16 protein-coding genes and 1 pseudogene are annotated in these 19,216 nt (G+C 67.7%); all 17 read left to right on the top strand.

Translation table 11 applies throughout. The annotated features are described in order from the left end of the window. Positions 1–179 precede the first annotated feature (179 nt). The 17 genes and pseudogenes from ACOGXQ_RS09565 (at position 180) to ACOGXQ_RS09485 (ending at position 19,194) form a co-directional block, all read left to right on the top strand. Positions 180–6,539: a leucine-rich repeat domain-containing protein gene (locus ACOGXQ_RS09565; RefSeq protein WP_419947171.1), complete on the top strand. Its 6,360-nt coding sequence runs from the start codon at positions 180–182 to the stop codon at positions 6,537–6,539. Then, positions 6,536–7,171, top strand: a complete 636-nt coding sequence (locus ACOGXQ_RS09560) for an RDD family protein (RefSeq protein ID WP_419947170.1) — start codon at positions 6,536–6,538, stop codon at positions 7,169–7,171. Before ACOGXQ_RS09565 ends, ACOGXQ_RS09560 begins: the two co-directional genes overlap by 4 nt. Beyond that, positions 7,168–7,338, top strand: a complete 171-nt coding sequence (locus tag ACOGXQ_RS09555; RefSeq protein ID WP_419947169.1) for a hypothetical protein — start codon at positions 7,168–7,170, stop codon at positions 7,336–7,338. Before ACOGXQ_RS09560 ends, ACOGXQ_RS09555 begins: the two co-directional genes overlap by 4 nt. Further along, positions 7,335–7,982 (top strand): RDD family protein, encoded by a 648-nt coding sequence (locus ACOGXQ_RS09550; protein WP_419947168.1) that lies wholly within the window; start codon positions 7,335–7,337, stop codon positions 7,980–7,982. The genes ACOGXQ_RS09555 and ACOGXQ_RS09550 overlap by 4 nt, the downstream gene beginning before the upstream one ends. A gap of 136 nt (positions 7,983–8,118) precedes the next feature. Next, positions 8,119–8,754 (top strand): RDD family protein, encoded by a 636-nt coding sequence (locus tag ACOGXQ_RS09545; protein ID WP_419947167.1) that lies wholly within the window; start codon positions 8,119–8,121, stop codon positions 8,752–8,754. Further along, entirely contained in the window at positions 8,751–9,305 is a 555-nt protein-coding gene (locus ACOGXQ_RS09540) for a calcium-binding protein (protein WP_419947166.1), read from the top strand. The genes ACOGXQ_RS09545 and ACOGXQ_RS09540 overlap by 4 nt, the downstream gene beginning before the upstream one ends. Then, a complete protein-coding gene (locus tag ACOGXQ_RS09535; RefSeq protein WP_419947165.1) occupies positions 9,302–9,838 on the top strand; it encodes an RDD family protein in 537 nt (178 codons plus the stop codon). The genes ACOGXQ_RS09540 and ACOGXQ_RS09535 overlap by 4 nt, the downstream gene beginning before the upstream one ends. 96 nt (positions 9,839–9,934) lie before the next feature. Then, positions 9,935–11,116: an Ig-like domain-containing protein gene (locus ACOGXQ_RS09530; RefSeq protein ID WP_419947164.1), complete on the top strand. Its 1,182-nt coding sequence runs from the start codon at positions 9,935–9,937 to the stop codon at positions 11,114–11,116. Positions 11,117–11,286: 170 nt separating this feature from the next. Beyond that, positions 11,287–11,979: an RDD family protein gene (locus ACOGXQ_RS09525; protein WP_419947163.1), complete on the top strand. Its 693-nt coding sequence runs from the start codon at positions 11,287–11,289 to the stop codon at positions 11,977–11,979. Positions 11,980–12,084: 105 nt separating this feature from the next. Beyond that, positions 12,085–12,810 (top strand): RDD family protein, encoded by a 726-nt coding sequence (locus ACOGXQ_RS09520; protein WP_419947162.1) that lies wholly within the window; start codon positions 12,085–12,087, stop codon positions 12,808–12,810. A 14-nt stretch (positions 12,811–12,824) separates the two neighbouring features. Further along, positions 12,825–12,875 (top strand): annotated as a pseudogene (locus ACOGXQ_RS09515) (hypothetical protein); the annotation flags it as partial. A 3-nt stretch (positions 12,876–12,878) separates the two neighbouring features. Further along, entirely contained in the window at positions 12,879–13,448 is a 570-nt protein-coding gene (locus ACOGXQ_RS09510) for a calcium-binding protein (protein WP_419947369.1), read from the top strand. Continuing rightward, positions 13,445–14,074, top strand: a complete 630-nt coding sequence (locus tag ACOGXQ_RS09505; RefSeq protein WP_419947161.1) for an RDD family protein — start codon at positions 13,445–13,447, stop codon at positions 14,072–14,074. The genes ACOGXQ_RS09510 and ACOGXQ_RS09505 overlap by 4 nt, the downstream gene beginning before the upstream one ends. A 51-nt stretch (positions 14,075–14,125) precedes the next feature. Then, positions 14,126–15,106 carry a calcium-binding protein gene (locus ACOGXQ_RS09500; protein ID WP_419947160.1) on the top strand — a complete coding sequence of 327 codons (981 nt, stop codon included), beginning with the start codon at positions 14,126–14,128 and terminating at the stop codon, positions 15,104–15,106. Continuing rightward, the gene (locus tag ACOGXQ_RS09495; protein WP_419947159.1) at positions 15,103–15,834 is read left to right on the top strand and encodes a hypothetical protein; all 732 of its coding nucleotides are present in this window, start codon (positions 15,103–15,105) and stop codon (positions 15,832–15,834) included. The genes ACOGXQ_RS09500 and ACOGXQ_RS09495 overlap by 4 nt, the downstream gene beginning before the upstream one ends. A 227-nt stretch (positions 15,835–16,061) precedes the next feature. Then, positions 16,062–16,661, top strand: coding sequence for an acyl-CoA dehydrogenase family protein (locus ACOGXQ_RS09490; protein ID WP_419947158.1), 600 nt, complete (start codon positions 16,062–16,064; stop codon positions 16,659–16,661). Between the two features lie 268 nt (positions 16,662–16,929). Next, entirely contained in the window at positions 16,930–19,194 is a 2,265-nt protein-coding gene (locus ACOGXQ_RS09485) for a beta-propeller domain-containing protein (protein ID WP_419947157.1), read from the top strand. Positions 19,195–19,216 lie beyond the last annotated feature (22 nt).

Below are 19,216 nucleotides of genomic sequence, written 5' to 3'. Positions count from 1 at the left end.
TCTCAGACGTGCTTCGCGCGGCGGCACACGTTCACGCTGGCGGGGGAGCCGTCGGTGTCGTGGGGTCATTCGGGCTGTGGGGTCACGGCGCTGTTGACCGAGGGTTCCAGATCGGACGGGTCGGCGGCGCCCCCGGGTGAATCACTCTGGTGGCAGCGAATATTGGCTACCGTTCGTCGATGCGTTTGGCGTTGTTTGTGGGTTCGGCAGGCAGACCGGTCGGGTCGCGGTCTCGGCCGGTGGCGGCGGTTGCGGCGCTGGCGGTGATGTTGTTGGCGGTGCCGTTGGTGCCTGTGGCTGCTTCTGAGCCGGCGGTTCCCGGGCTTGGGCGCGGCGCTGCCGTCGAGGGGAGCGCTGCTGAGGCGGCATTGGGCTGGTGGGACGGCTCCGCGGTGTTGGCGGCGTCTGCGCCTGCGGTGGCCGATCAGGGGCCGTGCGCATCGTTGGGGGGCTGGTCGTTGGGGCTGTTGGGCTCGGGGACAGCGGCCAAGGCGTGCGACGGCGCCGAGGGGTCGTTGTCCGGCTCGCCGACAGCGGCGGCGTGGTCTGAGGGACGCGATCGCGACGGCGCGTTCGTGGAGGTGATGCTGATCGGGGCGGCGGGTCTCGCGCAGGACGCCTACTGGTCTTTGGGCGAGCTTGATGTGGTGTTCGACGGCGGCGCGTTCGCTGTCGATTTCGCCGGCTGTGTCCACGAGACCGGCCGCGGCTGGTCGGGGTGCGGTGCTGTGGTGCGCGATGTGTCGCTGCCGCCGGGGGGCTTCGTGGGTGTGGGCGCCGTCGGGATCGACAAGCCCCAGCGCAGCGGGCCCACCGTTCGCAGCACGCCGGTCACGCCTGCGGTGCAGCGCGCCGCTTTGGTGGCGCTCTATGACGCCACCGACGGCCCGAACTGGACCCGCAACGCCAACTGGAACACCGCCGCGCCTGTCGCGGACTGGTACGGCGTCACCACCGACGCCGACGCCAACGTCACCGGCCTGTACCTGTCTGGCAACGCCATGACCGGCTCGGTGCCCGCGGAGATCGGCAACCTCACCAACCTCACCACGCTGACGCTCTACGACAATCAGTTGACCGGTGTGCCTGCTGAGATCGGCAACCTCACCAACCTCACAACGCTGACGCTCTACGACAATCAGTTGACCGGCTCGGTGCCTGCTGAGATCGGCAACCTCACCAACCTCACCACGCTGTGGCTCCACATCAATCGGTTGACCGGTGTGCCTGCTGAGATCGGCAACCTCACCAACCTCACCACGCTGACGCTCCACGGCAATCGGTTGACCGGTTTGCCTGCTGAGATCGGCAACCTCACCAACCTCACCACGCTGACGCTCCACGGCAATCGGTTGACCGGTTTGCCTGCTGAGATCGGCAACCTCACCAACCTCACCACGCTGACGCTCCGCGGCAATCGGTTGACCGGTTTGCCTGCTGAGATCGGCAACCTCACCAACCTCACCACGCTGACGCTCCACGGCAATCGGTTGACCGGTTTGCCTGCTGAGATCGGCAACCTCACCAACCTCGCCTGGCTGTGGCTCTCCGGCAATCGGTTGACCGGTTTGCCTGCTGAGATCGGCAACCTCACCAACCTCGCCTGGCTGTGGCTCTCCGGCAATCGGTTGACTGGTTTGCCTGCTGAGATCGGCAGCCTCACCAACCTCGCCTGGCTGTGGCTCGACGGCAATCGGCTGTCGGGCTGTGTGCCTGCGTCGCTTTCTGCGGTCCCGAACGTCAGGCTCGATGCGGGCGTGTCGTTCTGCGAGCCGGCGCGGGTGTCGGTCACCGACGCGTCGGTGACCGAAGGCGACGGCGAGGCTGTGTTCACGGTGACGGTCCAGCCCGGCACCGACACCGCCGACACATCGGTCTCGCTGCCATGGAGCACCGTGTCGGGCACCGCCGCTGCGGGCTCGGACTACCAGGGCTCCTCGGGGACGCTGCAGATACCCGCCGGCGCTCGCTTCGCGACGATCGCCGTGCCCGTCACCGACGACAACACCCCAGAAAGCACCGAGACGTTCAGCATCAATCTGACCGTTTCCGCCGGCGCGACGCTCGCGGACACCACCGCGACAGCCACCATCATCGACGACGACGGGACTGTGCCGGGTCTGTCGCGGGTCGCGCCGTGCGAAGGCGCCGTGTTGACCGGTTCTGTGGCGGGGGTGTTCGATTTCGCCCAGTCGGGCTATGGGGGCGATTCTCATGTGTTCGTGGATGTGGACGTGACCTGCGCCGCCTCCAGCGAGGCGGTGGGGCTGCCGGTCGGGGTGGAGGTCACCTCGGGGCCCGCGTCGAGCCTGGGCGCCAGCGGCCATTGCATCACCCGTGCCGGCGCCCAGCAGGTGACCCGCTCCACCGGCACGGGCCAGGGCTGTGTCGCCGACTCGGTCGCCCGCCCGATCACGGGTGATGTCGCGGGGCGTTCGACCCATCTGGTGCGCATTCCCGATGCCAGCATCGGGCAGATGCATCAGCTGCTGGCGTGGATCGACGCTGATCGTGACGGCACCCACGGCCGCGGTGAGCCGTTTGTGGACTTCGAGTCCGATTTCGAGTCCCGGGTCCTCGGCGCGGACGGCGAGACCGCATTCGGGATGCCGCAGCGCTTTGAGGTGTCGCTGGTGACGCCGTGGAGCGATCGGGTCAGCCGTGCGGGGCACTACACGTCGCTGCGGCTCATCCTGCGCACCCAAACCGATGAGGTGATCGGGTACACATTCGGCGGGCCGATCTACCGCCGGGACCCCGTCGCTGAAACCCCGGTAGGCGTGTCGATGCTGGCAGGCCCCAGCCGCACCGCAGCGGTGATGTGCTCGGTGCCGCCCACCGACGTGGTCCCTTCGCCGGGTTACTCGAGAATCTGCGTGACCGACGCGCGCGGCCATGTCGATGTGCGGTTCTTGGTGCCGCCGGGAGCGGTCAGCGTGCTGCGCCAACAGCACGATCTGCTGCGTGTCTGGCTCGACACCGACCAAGACAGCAGCTACGACTTCGAAACCGTCGACGAGAACCAGCGCATCGTCACACCCGAACCGGCCAGCACCCTGCGCGTCCCCCTCGCCAAAGCCGTCAACTACGTCGCACTCGGAGACTCATACTCCTCAGGCGAGCAGGGTCGCAGCGCCGTTGCGGGATTCGTGGGCAGCTACCAGGGCGAGAGCTCTGACCCTGCACTTGAGAATTCGAATCAGGCTGCGTGCCGCCGCTGGAGCGAGGCCTACCCCGAGATCATCGTTGAGGACTTCTTGGGCGCCGGGCTCGGTGTGGAGGTCACGTTCGCGACGTTCGCGTGCACCGGCGCGATCACCCACAACATCTTCGACCCGCGGCCGGTGGGAGACGGCGTCGACGAAGGCGACCTCGTAGACACGAACAGGCCGTCGCACAAAGCGCTGGGGCTGGACTACAACGAAGACACCGGGGTGCTTGCGCCGGCACCCGCCCATTGGGAGCCGCGCCAAGCAGTGTCGCTCGCCGACGTGCAGGCGATGAGCGATGTGGACATGATCACCGTCACCATCGGCGGCAACGACGCCGGCTTCGCGTCGACGATTCTGCGCTGCGTGACGATCGGGTGCGGGCAGGTCGGCTCGGAGGTGTTCGACGAGGTCGGCGAACGTGTCACGGCGACGCTCGGCCATCTCAAGACGGTCGCACCGAACGCTGTGATTTTCGTGCTGGGCTATCCGGCGGTGACCCCGCCGTTCGAGGGCTGCCCCGCAGCGACGCCGGAGATGATCGACACCTACGATCGAACCGGGCTCAGCGGAGCGTTCCTGTCCTTCGGTCTCTCGGACGGCTGCGTCGACGCCATCCGGGACTACGTCGAGTGGATCAAAAACTGCCGGCCGCTCGACGGAGGGCAGGCCCTTCACGCATCCAGTTCCGAATTGCTTGGTATCCGTATCGGTTCATTTCTTGCGGACCTGTTGGGATTCGCGGGTTCGACAAATCTTCACATCGACGCTGCCGAAGCGATTCATCTGCGCAACGCAGCTATCGACCTCAACGCGGCCGTTCGGTCGGCGGCAGCGGAGGCTGGCGTGCATTTCGTCGACGTGCTCAGCGAGGCGGCGCCGTCCGAGCGGAGCTTTTGGGACCACTCGCCGTGTCACGACGTTCCGTGGGTAAACGGCGTCGTTACCGACGATTCGTCGGGCTTCGTGGCACGCTCGGACGGCAGCTTTCATCCCAATCTGGGCGGCCATCGAGGTGCCGCGCGGATCTTGGAGCAGTACATCCGCGATCGGGTAGCGGCTGGCGCTGCGCTGTCCGAGGCGGGGCTGCCGACGAATCCGAGCCGGCGGGGCCCTCCGGGCTCGGGATCCCGCAGCCCCGCGGACGTGGGGACCGAAGTCGGCGACGGACGGTCCGGCACCGCTGCGCACAAGCAAGTCGGCCGCGATTCTTCGAGCCAAAGCGACGCTGCGCAAGGCACCAATGACGAGGCAGACGACACCGCTGAGACCCCGACCGAAACTGTGGGATACCTAGTGCAGCGGCGCGCGAGCGCGGTGTCGGGCTGCGGGGCGCCGTTCGTGGCCGCTGGCGAGCAGGTCCGGCTCACCGCCGCAGGCTTCGAATCGGGTACGACAGTGAGTTTCTCTGCACGTGCTGTGTCGTTGGGCGGCGCCGCATTGACCGCGCCGACACTCGGCGACGTTACGGCGGACACCGACGGCGCGGTCGATGTCGCTTGGACTGTGCCGACGGCGCCGGCGGTCGGCACAGACCCCGTTCCACGCGCGTATGTCATCGACGCCATGGGCGACAACGGCGGCGGCGGCACTCACACCGCATACATGACCGTGCCGCTGGTCGCCTATCCGGGAACCGCGCCGTGTGCTGTGGCGGACGGGGCGACGACGAAGCTGGGCACGGCGGTGCAGGTCGATGTGCTGGCCAATGACATCGCGCCGACCGGAGGCAGTCTGGACGCTGCAACTGTGGAGGTTCGCTCGGCTGTGGGCGGCACATTCGCAGTCAACGAGACGACCGGCGCGGTGACGTTCACTCCCGATCCGGGGTTCTGGGGCATTGTCGCCACGACATACGCGATCTACGACGGCTGGGGGATCGGCGTCGAAGCAGATCTCACTATCACCGTGAGTGCGGGCTGCACAGTCACCGGCAGCGCCGGGGTGACGCTGATCGAGGGAACTGCGGGTAACGATGTGCTTTGCGTACCGGATCGTGATGACTGGCGGGCGTTTCATGTCATCGACGGCAAGGGCGGCGACGATGTCATCCTCGGCGGCGCGGGCGTGGAGTGGATCTACGGCGGCGACGGCGAGGACGTCATTTATGGGAATGGTGGCGACGACCTGATCATTGCCGGTGCGGGCGTCGACACGGTCCACGGCGGTTCGGGGATGGACTCGGTGTACAGCCTCGACACCGCAGACACAATCGTGGACGATGACTACGAGATGATCCTCTCGCCGTCGGTGACAGTTGCTCAGGCGGGCCCTGAGCCGGAGCCTGACTGGGTGTGGGTCGATGTGTCCGAGACGGTCGAGATCGATGTGCTCGGCAACGATCATGACCGCAACGAGGACATTGACCCGGCCACGCTGAGCATCATTACGGCGCCGGTCGACGGGGCAGCTGTCGTCGCTGAAGGCTCCGACGGCCGCGTCGTGGCCGGTTACGCCGCTGCAGCCCTTGGGGGCACTGATTCGTTCTCCTATGAGGTGTGCGACTCGTTGGGCAACTGTGCCACCGCTGAGGTGACGGTGATGGTCGGCACGACCGGCTGCACGATTGTGGGCACGTCGGGGAGCGACATCATTCGGGGAACTCCCGGCGACGATGTGATCTGCGGTCTCGGCGGCGACGACAACATCCGCGGCATCGGCGGCAACGACATCATCATCGGCGGTCCCGGCGATGACGACATCAACGCGGGCGACGGCGACGACACCGTGTGGGGCGGCCTCGGGGCGGACACGCTCGACGGCGGCCCAGGCAACGACACGGTCTGGGGCGGACCCGGCGACGACACGCTGGCCGCGAACTCGGGCACTGATCGGCTCGACGGCGGTCCAGGCGACGACACCGTCACCGGCGGCGGCGGTGATGATCTGATCTGGGGCGGTCGCGGCGCCGACATCCTCGACGGGCACGCCGGGAACGACGTCCTCTGGGGCGGACCGGGCGTAGACATGATCCTCGGCGGCGACGGCGACGACACCATCTGGGGGGGCGGCGGCGATGATTCCATCACCGGCGGCGCCGGGGCCGACAGCCTCCACGGTGGCACTGGTGATGACATCCTGGACGGCAACTCACAGAACGACAGCCTGTGGGGTGGCCCCGGCGACGACACCCTTAACGGTCAGGGTCACGATGACGAGCTGCACGGCGGACCGGGTGCGGACACGCTGCGTGGCGGATCGGGCGATGATCGGCTGTGGGGAGGCATCGACGCTGACACTCTCGACGGCGGCAACGGCGCCGATCATCTCGACGGAGGCCCAGACACCGACACCTGCGCCAGGGCCCACAGCGAAACGGCCTGTGAATGAGCGACCACGATGAGCCGCAGGGCCGTGACTGTGCGCGTGGGCAGCGCGTCAGTCTCGCCGATGGCGCTGAGGTCGTGCTGCCGACATGGACCCGTCGGGGGTTGGCCCGAGCCATCGACGCGCTGGCCGCCGCTGTGTTCTTCACGATTGTCGTCCTAGTTGGCGCCGCCGTGGAGTTCCCCCAGTACTGGTTGTTGGGTGGGGGCTACCGGGACGACTTCGAGAGGCACTGGTCAGTTTGGTTCGCCGCCGGGTACGCGGTGATAGTGCTCTATGAAGTATTGGCGGTCACGTTGAAGGGGCAGACTCTGGGCAAGTCCACGGCCGGGATCATGGTCATGAGCACTTCCGGCGGTCGCGTGCCATTGGGGCGGTCGGCGCTGCGCTGGTTCGTGCCTGCCGCGGCGTCGCTGTCTGGGGTTGCTGCGGTGCTGTGGGCCTTGGCGGATTCTTCCGAGAGCGTTTGGGAGTGGCTGAGTGGGCTGACGGTGTTTCAGGTGTGGTTCGGCGCTTCCGCCATGTGGCTGCTGTTGTACCTGGTGGCGTTGAGCGATCCGCATCGCCGTGGTCCCCATGACTGGGCTGCTGGCACGATTGTGGTCATCGCGGAGTCGAGCGTGATGCGGCGATGACAGCCGCCGGTGACGACACGGTGCTGAGCGGCAGAGTGGACTGCGCCCGAGTCTCGGGCAGGTTTGGCGCCCATGTGCTTGATGTGCGCCACCGCGCCTACCGGCTCGACGGAGGCCCAGGCACCGACTCGTGCGCCCGTGCCCACAGCGAAACGGCCTGTGAATGAGCGACCACGGGGAGTCACAGGGCCGTGACGGCGCTCATGGGCAGCGCGTCAGTCTCGCGGACGGCACTGAGGTGGTCTTGGCGACATGGTTCAGCCGGGCGGTCGCCCGCGCACTTGGCTCAGCGGTCGTCGCGGCCGTGGTGCTCGTATCCGGGGGTGTTGGGTTCATGTTGGGGTTGTCGAGGGATTTCTCGGGTTCCCATGCTGCTTGGCTTGGTGGGTCGTTTGGTGCGGCTGGGTTCGTCCTTGGTGCCGCTTTGGAGGTTCTGCGGGTCGTCAAGACGGGGCAGACGATCGGCATGGCGACGGCCGGGATTCGGGTTGTCAGCTTGGGTGCGGGGGATGTGTCGTTGGGGCGGTCGGCGCTGCGTTGGTTGGTGCCAGTCGCGGTGGCGGTGTGTGGTTGCATGCTCGCCGGGTTGGTTTTCTTTCCTGACGAGGCCGTTTCTGAGCTGTTCTTCGGCTCGGTTTTCTACGTCCCTTGGTTCGGGCTTCCTGCGGTTTGGCTCTTGCTGTTCGTGGTGGCGCTGCGCCGCAGCGACCGTCGCAGTTGGCACGATCGGGTCGCACGCACGATTGTGGTCATCGCGGAGTCGAGCACGAAGCGGCGAAGTCAGACGCAACACATGACGAAACGGTGCTGAGCGGCAGAGTGGACTGCGCCCGAGTCTCGGGCAGGTTCGACGCCCGAGTGCTTGATGTGCGCCACCGTGTCTACCGGCTCGACGGCGGACCGGGCAACGACTCCTGCACCAGAGCCCACGGCGAATCGAGCTGCGCATGAGCGAGGCGAGCGAGCCAGAGGGCGATATCGACCGCGTGCTGCGGGTGTGTCTTGCCGACGGCACTGAGGTTGTGCTGCCGACATGGGTCCGCAGGGGGCTGGCCCGCGCTATCGACGTCGTGCTCGTCGCGGTGTTCTTGACGGTTGTCGCCGTAGTCGGCCTCGCAGTCGAGTTCTATCAGCACGCGACGTTCCTTGGGGAGGCTGACGAGGGCAACCCGTTGAGGGACTGGACGTTCTGGCTCGCCACTGGGTACGTCGGGACCGTTCTGTACGAGGTGTTGGCGGTCGCGGTCACGGGCCGGACGTTTGGGAAACTCAAGGCCGGGATCATGGTCGTGAGCACCTCAGGCGGCCGCGTGTCATTGGGGCGTTCAGCGCTGCGCTGGTTCGTGCCTGCTGCGATGTCGCTGTCTGGGGTCGCTACGGTGCTCTGGCTCTTGGCAGGTTCCTCCGAGAGCCTCTGGGACTGGCTGGGTGGGTTGATGGGTTATCAGGTTCTGTTCGGCGCGCCCGTTGTGTGGCTGCTGCTGTATGTCGTGGCGTTGAGCGATCGGCATCGCCGTGGTCCCCATGACTGGGCCGCCGGCACGATCGTGGTCGTGGCTGCACCGGCTGCGAGACAGAGATGATGTTCGCAGGAGGCGTGATTGGCGGACCCGGCGCGAACCGGCTCGTTGGCGGTACCGCGACCGCAACTGCGACCGTTGGTGACGATGATCCGATCTGGGGCGGTTTCGGCGCGGACACGCTCGACGGGCACATCGGAAACGATGTCCTCTGGGGCGGCCCGGGCGAAGACATGCTGCGAGGCGGCAACGGCGACGACACTCTGTGGGGCGACGCCGGCAACGACAACCTCATCGGAGGGGCCGGGGCAGACATGCTCCACGGCGGCACCGGCGATGACACGCTCGACGGCGGCACCCAGAACGACACACTGTGGGGCGGTCCCGGCGACGACGTACTCGACGGGCAGGGCCACGACGACGAACTCCACGGCGGATCCGGCGCGGACACGCTGCGGGGCGGCGCGGGTGATGATCGGTTGTGGGGCGGCATCGACGCGGACACCCTCGACGGCGGCCATGGCACCGACCACCTCGACGGCGGGCCAGACGCCGACACCTGCCGGCGAGCCGACACCACGACCGGCTGCGAGCCGAGCGATGGCGGGAAGTGACCGGCTGCCGCGACGCGCCATTGGTCAGCCGCCTGAGCGCGCGGTTTCTGGACATGGTTGTCCATTTGGCTGTGATTGTCTTCATCGTCGTTGAGGTGATTGCGCCGACCATTTCTTCGCCGTTTATCGGCACGTGCGCCTTCGGAGGCTGCGCGCCACATGTGCCAGGCGAGCCCTGGACGGTTGAGCGGTGGACGGCTCTGGTCGCGCTGTTGGCGCTGCTGGTGCTGTATGAGCCAGTGATGGTTGCACTCTGGGGTGCGACAGTCGGCAAACTGGCGGTGGGGCTCAGGGTGGTGCGTATCGCGGACGGGACGAGACCGGGACTATTCCGGTCCTTGGTGCGGGTGTTGGTCCCAAGCTTCGCGGGCGTGTCGACGCTGGGTGTGGGCTGGTTCATCGTGTGGTTCATTCTGGTGTGGTCGACAATGTCGGGTCAGGATCGCCGGGGCTGGCACGACAAACTGTCCGGCACGGTGGTGGTCACGAGGGCGTCCGCGTTGTCGCTGTGTTCGGGGCCGTCCGCGAATTAATGGCAGTTGTCGGTATTGGGCGCTCCCCGCTTCCGCTGGCCTTGTGCCGCAAGGTGCTGTCTCAGCCTTGGCGACCGGGTCGTCGCGGGTGCGGGCGTGGACGCGGTCTATGGCGGGTCGGGGATGGACTCGGTGTTCAGTGTCGATGCTGCTGACACGGTCGTCGATGACGACTTCGAGCTGGTTGTGGCCCCGAGGGTGACGGTCCCCCAAAGCGGTCCTGTGCCGAGGTCTGACTGGGTGTGGGTTGACGTTTCCGAGACCGTCGAGATCGATGTGCTGGGCAACGATCACGATCCCAACGAGGACATCGACCCCGCGACGCTGCGGATCACCACGGCGCCTGCGGTCGGCACCGCCGAGGCGACACAGAACGCGGACGGCGACGCGGTGGTCGAGTACACGTCCGACGCGGCGGGCGGCACAGTGTCGTTCGCCTATACGGTGTGCGACTCGCTGGGAGCCTGCGAGTCCGCTCAGGTGACGGTCATGGTCGGCACAGCCGACTGCACGATCGTCGGCACGTCCGGGAACGACATCATTCGGGGCACGCCCGGCGACGACGTGATCTGCGGTCTCGGCGGCGACGACGTGATCCGGGGCATCGGCGGCAACGACACGATCGTCGGCGGCCCCGGCGACGACGACATCAACGCAGGCGACGGAAACGACATCGTGTGGGGCGGCTCCGGCGCGGACATTGTCGATGGCGGCCCAGGAGACGACACCGTCTGGGGCGCAGACGGCGACGACACCTTGGTTGCGAACCCGGGCGCTGACCGGCTCGACGGCGGCCTAGGCGACGACACGGTGACTGGCGGCGGCGGTGACGATCTGATCTGGGGCGGGCCCGGCGACGACACCCTCGATGGGCACGCCGGTGACGATGTCCTGTGGGGCGGCCCGGGCGAAGACATGCTGCGGGGCGGCAACGGCCACGACCGCCTCTGGGGCGGGACCGACGCGGACACCCTCAGCGGCGGCGCAGGAGCTGACCGCCTCCACGGCGGCGTCGGTGATGACCGCCTCGACGGCAACACCCAGAACGACACTCTGTGGGGCGGTGCCGGCGCCGACACGCTCGACGGGGGCGGCCACGACGACGAACTTCACGGCGGCCTAGGCGACGACATGCTGCGGGGCGGCGCGGGCGACGACCGTCTCTGGGGCGGCATCGACGCGGACACCCTCGACGGCGGCAACGGAGTCGATCACGCAGACGGCGGTCCGGACGCCGACACCTGCATCCGCGCCGACACCACGACGGGTTGTGAGTGATCGACGATGGGCGTGCGCGAATCGTTGTCGACGCGCTGTGGCGACCCAGTGGTGGTCAGTGCCTGCGAGTTTGCTGCGGTTCGCAATCTCAGCCGCCGCGACCCGGTTGCCGTTTCTCGCCCAGGGCTCAGAGGTTGGTGCTATTGCCCAGCGTCAGGAGTGTCGCTGCGATGAGCGGTACCTACCGCGGCGGTGAGGCCCGGTTGGGCAACGGTCGCACGGTCGTGCTGGCGGAGCCGGAGCGGCGTTATGGGGCCAGGTTGTTGGACATGGTCGTGTTGTTGCCTGCTGTTGTGATGGTTGCGCAGTCACTGATCTTCTTCTCCTTCGCGGCGTTGGGCGGCAATGTCGAGCAGCGCTTGCTGGGCCTCGGCGGCGTGGTGGGATTGTGGGTGCTGGTGCTGTACGAGCCGGTGATGGTGGCGCGATGGGGTGCGACGGTGGGCAAGTGGGCGGTGGGGATCCGGGTCGTGTGTTTCGCGGACGGCGGATGGGTCTCGTACCGCAGGTCATGGCTGCGAGTGCTGTTGCCTTGTGCGGCGGGGGTGCTGACGCTGGGCGTGGGCTGGCTCGTGGTGATGTTGATGCTCGCAGCGTCGATGACATCGGGCCGCGACTGGCGGGGCTGGCATGACAGGCTTGCGGGCACGGTGGTGGTGACCAGGGCGTCGGCGGTGTCGCTGCGTGCTGGCGCTGGGGGTCGTGCCGGGGTGCGACGTGCGCGGCGGCGCAAACGCGAACACGGCTCGATGGATGAGCGCTGGCAGCGCTTCATGGATGAGGGATCGCCGTTGGGCGGCGAGGATGACAGCCGCGATGGCTGCGCTTTGCGCGACGGCTCCGCCGACGATGTCGTGCCATAGCGGTGATGGCGCGATCTGGGCTGTCGGCGCTGCTCTATGCGGCGACGGCGCGGACACCTGCAGCCGCGCCGGCACCACAACAAGCTGCGAGCCATCCGGCAGGCCATGACAAACCCGGATCGCAACGGCAACACAGCAGCAGGAGTTACGCCGCCCGACGTAATCGACCCGGATGGGTCGCTCGTCGTGGCGGGGCTGGGCAGACGGCTCGGCGCGAGATGCGTCGACACGCTGCTGCGACTTCCGCTCGCGTACTTCATATTCGCCTGGTCGTCGTTTCTGTATTGGAACATTTGGGGGGAGCGGGACACGGCGGGGCCCCCCCAGAACTGGATCGTGAGTTGGGTCGCGGGCGCGGTGCTGGTGGCCTATGAGCCGGTAGTGATCTCGCGGACTGGCTGCACGTTGGGCAAGCTGATGTTCGGGATCAGAGTGCGACAGCGGTCCGATCCCACCAGGACTCCGACGCTCTGCCAGGCGCTGGTGCGCTGGGCAGTCCCGGTCGTGTGGGGTGGCGTGCTGCTGTGGGTCTCCTGGGAGGCGCTCGCAGCGCTGCTACTCGACGACTACGGCGGACGCGGCGGCGACATCTTCTCCTTCATCGACGGAGGACGCGAGACTCCCTTCGCCGAGAACGACCTCGCATGGGTGCTGCTGAACGCGGTCTTCTACGGCGTTGTGGCCGGGCTGCCGTTCATGTCAGGCGTGTTGTGCATCGCCGGCCGACTGCGCCCCGGCAACGGCAGCAGTCTGCACGACAGAGCCGCAAGAACCATCGTTTTGCGCAGCTCGGCAAACGGCGACGGCCGAACAAGCGGCGGCTCCGGCTAGCAATTGGATGCACCGTGGTTCGGAGTTACCAGAACGACCTAATCCGGGCCGGCCCTGGTGATGACGCGATGCGCGGCGGCGCTGGCGACAACCGGCGGAAGGGCGGCATCGACGCAGACACCCTCGACGGCGGCGCGGGTGACGACAAGGTCACGGGCGGCGGCGGTGATGATCTGATTTGGGGCGGCTCCGGAGCGGACGCCTTCGACGGCCACGCCGGCAGCGACACCATCTGGGGAGGCCCCGGCATGGACACGATTCGCGGCGGCCCCGGCGACGACACCATCTGGGGCGACGCCGACAACGACACCGTTACCGGCGGTGCCGGTGCCGACATGCTGCACGGCGGCGCAGGCGCCGACCATCTCGACGGCAACACCCAGAACGACACACTGTGGGGCGGTCCCGGCGTCGACACGCTCGACGGGCACGGCCACGACGACGAGCTCCACGGCGGCCCGGGTGAGGACACGCTTCGAGGCGGCGCGGGCGTTGACCTGCTGTGGGGCGGCATCGACGCTGACAGCCTCGACGGAGGCAACGGTGTCGATCATCTCGACGGCGGCCCCGGCGATGATGCCTGCACCCGGGGTTCGACAGCAGCGCGATGCGAGCCGTCAGCCCGAAGCACGCCATGACCACAGCGCCACTGTCCTCGCCGGAGCCGGGCGTCGAGTTCGCGAGGCCCCGGCGAAGGTTGTGGGGATGGTTCGTGGACATGCTCGTGACCGGCCCGATCGCAATTGTCGGCAGCATCGTCTGGGGATTGTTGGCAATCATTGACCAAGGGTTTTGGTGTGGCGAGCCGGGGTCGGCTGGCATCTTTTCTGAGTGTGAGGAGGCTGGCGTTCTTTCGGGTGTCGGGCTTGCTGTGGCCGTGTGCGCGTATGTGCTGGCGGCTTTGTATGAGCCGGTGTGCGTTGCGGTGCGGGGACGCACATTGGGCAGGCGTGCCGCCCGCATCGAGGTGGTGCGCTGCTGGGGGGCTGGCCGCGTCGGGCTGGGCAGGTCGGCTGTGCGTTGGCTGGTGCCGTTGGCGCCTTTTGCAGTGTGCGCGGCTGTGGAGCTGGGAACGCGTCACTGGCGGCCCGCGTTGGGTCATCCGCTCGGATGGCTCAGCGTCTCGTTCGCGTGGTGGGTTCTGGTTCACGCATCGGTGCTGTGGAACTCTGAACTGCGCGGCTGGCACGACAGGTTGGCAGGAACGGTGGTGGTCACGAAGGCGTCTGCGTTGTCGCTGTGTTCGGGGCCGTCCGCGAATTGATGTCAGCTGTCGGTATTGGGCGCTCCCCGCTTCCGCTGGCCTTGTGCCCCAATGTGCTGTCTCAGCCTTGGCGACCGCATCGTCGCGGGCGCGGGCATCGACACGGTCAATGGCGGGTCGGGGATGGACTCGGTGCTCGGTGTCGGTGCTGCTGACGCGGTCGTCGATGACGACTTCGAGCTGGTTGTGGCCCCGAGGGTGACGGTCCCCCCAAGCGGTCCTGTGCCGGGGTCTGACTGGGCATGGGTTGACGTTTCCGAGACTGTCGAGATCGATGTGCTGGCTAATGATCATGATCAGAACGAGGACCTCGACGCTGCGACGCTGCGGATCACCACGGCGCCTGCGGTCGGCACCGCCGAGGCGGCACAGAACGCGGACGGCGACGTGGTGTTCGAGTACACGTCCGACGCGGCGGGCGGCACAGTGTCGTTTGCCTATGTGGTGTGCGACTCGCTCGGCAGCTGCGTCATCGCTGACGTGACCGTGATGGTCGGCACGACCGGCTGCACGATTGTCGGCACGTCGGGGAACGACATCATTCGGGGAACTCCCGGCGACGACGTGATCTGCGGTCTCGGCGGCAACGACAACATCCGCGGCATCGGCGGCAACGACATCATCATTGGCGGTCCCGGCGACGACACGCTGGTCGCGAATTCGGGAACTGATCGGCTCGACGGCGGTCCAGGAGACGACACCATCACCGGCGGCGGCGCTGACGCTGACACGCTCACCGGCGGCGCAGGAGCAGACTCGCTGCACGGGGGCGCCGGTGATGACCATCTCGACGGCAACACCCAGAACGACACGCTGTGGGGCGGCCCCGGAGCGGACACGCTCGACGGCGGCGGCCACGACGACGAGCTCCACGGCGGCCCCGGCAGCGACACGCTGCGAGGCGGGCCCGGCGATGACCGGCTGCGGGGCGGCATCGACGCGGACACCCTCGACGGCGGGGCTGGTGCTGATGGATGCTCGCGGGGTTCGGGCTTGGTGGGCTGCGAGACTGCGGCGGGGCGGGCCCGGTGAGCGGTGCGCGTCGGGTCGTTTGGGTGCTGGCTGTTTCGGTGCTGTTGGCGGGGGGCTGTTTGTTGAGCGGTCCGTCGTGGGACAAGTACGACGACAGCCTGCGCGGCACGAACGAGCTGCGGACCGTCGTCCATTTCGGGCAGCGGATCGGTCCTGAGGGGGACGGCTGTTGGCCTCATGACAGCGAGCGCGGCGGGACGGTGTTCTGCGATCTGGTGTCGATCGGGGGCTTGCACTGGGACACCGGCGACGTGCATGTCTCCGACGCGTTCTTCGGGGGCCCGTCGGCAGCCATCGACGTGGGTGCGGGGTTCGTGTGCGTGCTGGACAGCGACGGTGCGGTGTGGTGCTGGGAATGGAGCCCCGACATAGCGCCGCGTCCCGCTCGGGCTCCCCAGGGCGAGGCGTTCAGCCGTGTGAGAGTCGTTGACAGCTGGACCCAAAAGGTCGAGGGCGCCCCGGGGTTCGCGTGCGGGAACACCGCTGATTTTCGGAGGGTGGTGTGCTGGAGTGTCGGCACCGACCAGCCCCGCTACCGCCAGTCCGGCCACACCTTCGTCGACGGCGCCCAATGGGTCATCCGAAGCGTGTACGACGACCCGCCGCGCTTCGCCGTGGGCAAGCGAAACGGCGGCGGGAACGGCACATTCCACGCGTTCACCGGGCAAGGCCGGGTGTCCTCGGGCATCGACCCCGACATTGTGGTGACCGAGACGCTGAGCAGCTGAGCTGGGCCAGACACTGGACTCGGTGGGCGCTGCCGCCCAGCGGCCACCCGACGGCGGGCGCCGCGGACAACGACGAAACCGACAGCGCGCCGCCGACGCTGCCGACAACCCCCAAAGCGGCCGCCGCGACGCTGATCGCGGCCGTATCGCTGGGCACCGGCGCCTCCGCAGCAGCAATCATCTACGGACTCCAAGCAGCATTCGGCAGCTAGCTGTGCGCCTGCGACATGCAGCACACAGTCGATGTCTCCGGGATCGCTGCAGGGTGCCGCACCGGCACCAACGGCGAGATCACCGTCCGCTACTCCGTCGGCACCCGAACAGTCAGCATCCCGCGCCGCAGCGAGGACGCCATCGCGGTGGTCGGGGATTCGGGCATTGATCGGCACGCTCTCGACCTCGTTGTCGTGAGCTCGATCCATACGCGCTTCAGCCTGGCCACCCGCACGTACCTGCGGGGCGAGTCCGGGGTGAAGGCGTCGCGCGACCACCCGATCAAGCAGACCGGGTGGGCGCAGCTGCAGCTCATCTACGACCGGGCGCAGTCGCTGACCTACCGGGTCTTGAGCGAGTTGCGTGCCGATCCCAGGCCTGAGGAACTGCGGCGGGCGCATGTGGCAACGGTGACCACCATGGAGAGCGCGCCCGAGATGGCATCGCTGGCGCTGCGTACGTGCGGCGGCCGCTCGCTGCTGCGGCCCGGCCGGCTCGAGCAGCACTACCGGGACGCCCGCTGTGGCGCCACCATGCTGCCGTGGAGCACCGAGGAGCTGCTGGTGCGCCTCGGCCGCAACGGCCTCTACGACGACCTCACCGACGACGACTAGCCGTAATTCTCTCGGCAGCTCTGGTCGCCGAAGCTACGATGTGAGCGGCACACACGACGTGTCGTGAGGACGGGATCCGCCCGGTGGTCAGAGCTACGCCGGTAGCGCGGGCGGTCCCGTCCCGTGCCGACCATACGTCAGCGTTCTCATGACATTCGATTGATTTTCGGTCGGCGCGCATGCCCGCGGTGGGAGCGGGATGTCATCGCAACGTAACGTCGAGCGTGGAACCTCTTGAGAGTCGCCGGCGCTCTGGGTAGTGATGTCAATGAGACCGATCCGCAGCAGAACTGGGCGTGTGGTAGCGGTGCTGGCTGCTGTGAGCTTGCTGGCCGCGGCGTGCTCCAGCGATCCGAACGACAGCGCCTTAGACGAACCGAAACCGGACACCGTCGCACCCACGACGGCCGCCAAAGAGGGCGATGCCGACCCCGACCCCGGCGCGCCCGACACGACCGATGCCGGGGCCGACGACGACCCGGCACCGACACCCGATGAGCCGGCCGGCGATGGTGCATCTGAAGAGACACCAAGCAGCGATGAGCCCGGCACCGATGAGGCCGACGCCGCGGCGGCGGCTGCGTCACTGCGCCAGTTCGACGAGTGCGATGCCGTGCTCAGCTACGTCCAGGAGCACGCAGCGCAGGCAGTCGGCCCGTGGGGCTTGGGCGGCGGCTTCGGCATCGACGAGGCCCTGGAAGAAGGCGCGATCGCAGTGGACGCGGCGGCTGATGGTGAATTCGCCTCGCTGCAGCCGGGCGTCGACTACAGCACCTCCAACGTGCAGGAGGCGGGCATCGACGAGCCCGACGTGGCCAAGACCGACGGCCGGCGCATGGTCGTCGCGAGCGAGAACCGTGTGCATGTCGTCGATGTGACCGGCCCGGTGCCGGTGCTGACGGCCACCGTCGAGATCGGCGATCACTGGATCTCGAATCTGCTGCTCCACGACGACCGTGCGCTCGTGTTCGCCTCGCAGTGGGATGTCATCGTGCCGTTCGCCGAACCGGGCGGCGCTGCTTCCGACCTCGGACCGACGTCACGTTGGGGGCCGACCACCGGAATCGTCGAGATCGATCTGAGCGGCGCAACCCCGCTGATCACGCGGCGGCTGGACATCGAGGGCGACTACATCGGTGCGCGCCTGACCGACGGCGTCGTGCGCCTGGTCACCAGCTCCCGCCCGCATGCGATTCCTTGGGCTGTGCCTGAGACAGCCGACCTCGCCGCCCAAGATCGGGCGACCGGGGCGAATCGTGATCTCATCGCAGGCACAACCGTCGACGACTGGCTGCCGCGCTTTGCACTCAGCGATGCTTCTGGAACCGCCACCGCGGGCGGGCGCCTGGTCGACTGCGAGCGCGTCTGGGTCCCCCCGCACTATGCGGGTCCCGGCACGCTGAGCGTCACCACCATCGACATCTCTTCGATCGGACTCGATGGTCCCATGGACACCAGTTCGATCATGTCCGACGGGAGCACGGTGTACGCCTCGCTCGACCACCTCTTTGTGACCACGACGCGCTGGCACGACTGGCGCATCGAACCTGCGGGACCCGGTGGCGGCGCACCGGTCGAGACCGAGATCCACATGTTCGACATCACGGGGCGGGCAGCGAGCACCTACATCGGGTCCGCATCGGTGACCGGCACCGTGCTGAACCAGTACTCGATGTCCTCCCACGAGGGTCACCTGAGGATTGCCACCACAACGATCCCGCCGTGGCAATTCGAAGGCGATGCGTCGTCCGAGAGCCTGGTGACGGTGTTTGCCGTCAGCGCCGCAGGCCTGTCCGAAGTCGGTCAGGTCGGCGGCCTCGGCATCGGCGAACGCATTTTTGCCGTGCGCTACCTGGGTGATGTTGCCGCCGTGGTGACCTTCCGCCAAGTCGATCCGCTGTACCTACTGGACCTGTCCGACCCGAGCGCTCCCACCGTGCGCGGTGAGCTGAAGATCACCGGCTATTCGGCCTACCTGCACCCGCTCGGCGACGACCTGCTGCTGGGCGTGGGCCAGGAGGCAACAGACGAGGGCCGAACGCTCGGCACGCAGGTGTCGCTGTTCGACATCGCCGATTTGGATCGGCCTGAGCGCATCGCGCAGTGGACCGCCCCGGGCGCACACAGCCAGGTGGAGTTCAACGCGCTTGCCTTCCTGCACTGGCAGCCGCGCGACCTCGCCGTGCTGCCGCTGAACCAGTACCCGTTCGATGATGCGGCCGCCACGCCGCCCTTCTTGGGTGCCGTGGCGCTCGACACCTCCGGCACCAAGCTCACCGAGCGCGCACGTTTCAGCCACGCCGATCCGCCGCTGCGAAAGTGCCGTGAGTCGCGCGAGATCACCGTCCGTCCCGACGGCAGCGAGGAGCCAGGCCCCTGGGAGCGCTACTGCTGGTACGACACGGATTGGCAGGCGCAGGTGACCGCCAGCGCGGTGGTCGGCGACCGCCTGTACCTCGCGTCGCACAAGGGACTCGAATCGATCTCCCTGGAGTCGCTGGAGCGTGTCTCGTTGCTGCCTTGGAGCGGCTGAACCGAAATACCTGGCGTGAACC

It is taken from the genome of Candidatus Poriferisodalis sp., from assembly GCF_965208485.1.
GTDB lineage: Bacteria > Actinomycetota > Acidimicrobiia > Acidimicrobiales > Poriferisodalaceae > Poriferisodalis.
This window is presented reverse-complemented; position numbering and strand designations above follow the sequence as displayed.

Excerpts from the sequence above, each read along its gene's own strand:
- ACOGXQ_RS09550 (WP_419947168.1), top strand. The coding sequence starts at position 7,335 with ATGAGCGACCACGGGGAGTCACAGGGCCGTGACGGCGCTCATGGGCAG.
- ACOGXQ_RS09490 (WP_419947158.1), top strand. The coding sequence starts at position 16,062 with ATGCAGCACACAGTCGATGTCTCCGGGATCGCTGCAGGGTGCCGCACC.
- ACOGXQ_RS09520 (WP_419947162.1), top strand. The coding sequence starts at position 12,085 with ATGACAAACCCGGATCGCAACGGCAACACAGCAGCAGGAGTTACGCCG.
- ACOGXQ_RS09545 (WP_419947167.1), top strand. The coding sequence starts at position 8,119 with ATGAGCGAGGCGAGCGAGCCAGAGGGCGATATCGACCGCGTGCTGCGG.
- ACOGXQ_RS09540 (WP_419947166.1), top strand. The coding sequence starts at position 8,751 with ATGATGTTCGCAGGAGGCGTGATTGGCGGACCCGGCGCGAACCGGCTC.
- ACOGXQ_RS09525 (WP_419947163.1), top strand. The coding sequence starts at position 11,287 with ATGAGCGGTACCTACCGCGGCGGTGAGGCCCGGTTGGGCAACGGTCGC.
- ACOGXQ_RS09485 (WP_419947157.1), top strand. The coding sequence starts at position 16,930 with ATGAGACCGATCCGCAGCAGAACTGGGCGTGTGGTAGCGGTGCTGGCT.
- ACOGXQ_RS09500 (WP_419947160.1), top strand. The coding sequence starts at position 14,126 with ATGTGCTGTCTCAGCCTTGGCGACCGCATCGTCGCGGGCGCGGGCATC.
- ACOGXQ_RS09560 (WP_419947170.1), top strand. The coding sequence starts at position 6,536 with ATGAGCGACCACGATGAGCCGCAGGGCCGTGACTGTGCGCGTGGGCAG.
- ACOGXQ_RS09565 (WP_419947171.1), top strand. The coding sequence starts at position 180 with ATGCGTTTGGCGTTGTTTGTGGGTTCGGCAGGCAGACCGGTCGGGTCG.
- ACOGXQ_RS09555 (WP_419947169.1), top strand. The coding sequence starts at position 7,168 with ATGACAGCCGCCGGTGACGACACGGTGCTGAGCGGCAGAGTGGACTGC.
- ACOGXQ_RS09505 (WP_419947161.1), top strand. The coding sequence starts at position 13,445 with ATGACCACAGCGCCACTGTCCTCGCCGGAGCCGGGCGTCGAGTTCGCG.
- ACOGXQ_RS09510 (WP_419947369.1), top strand. The coding sequence starts at position 12,879 with ATGCGCGGCGGCGCTGGCGACAACCGGCGGAAGGGCGGCATCGACGCA.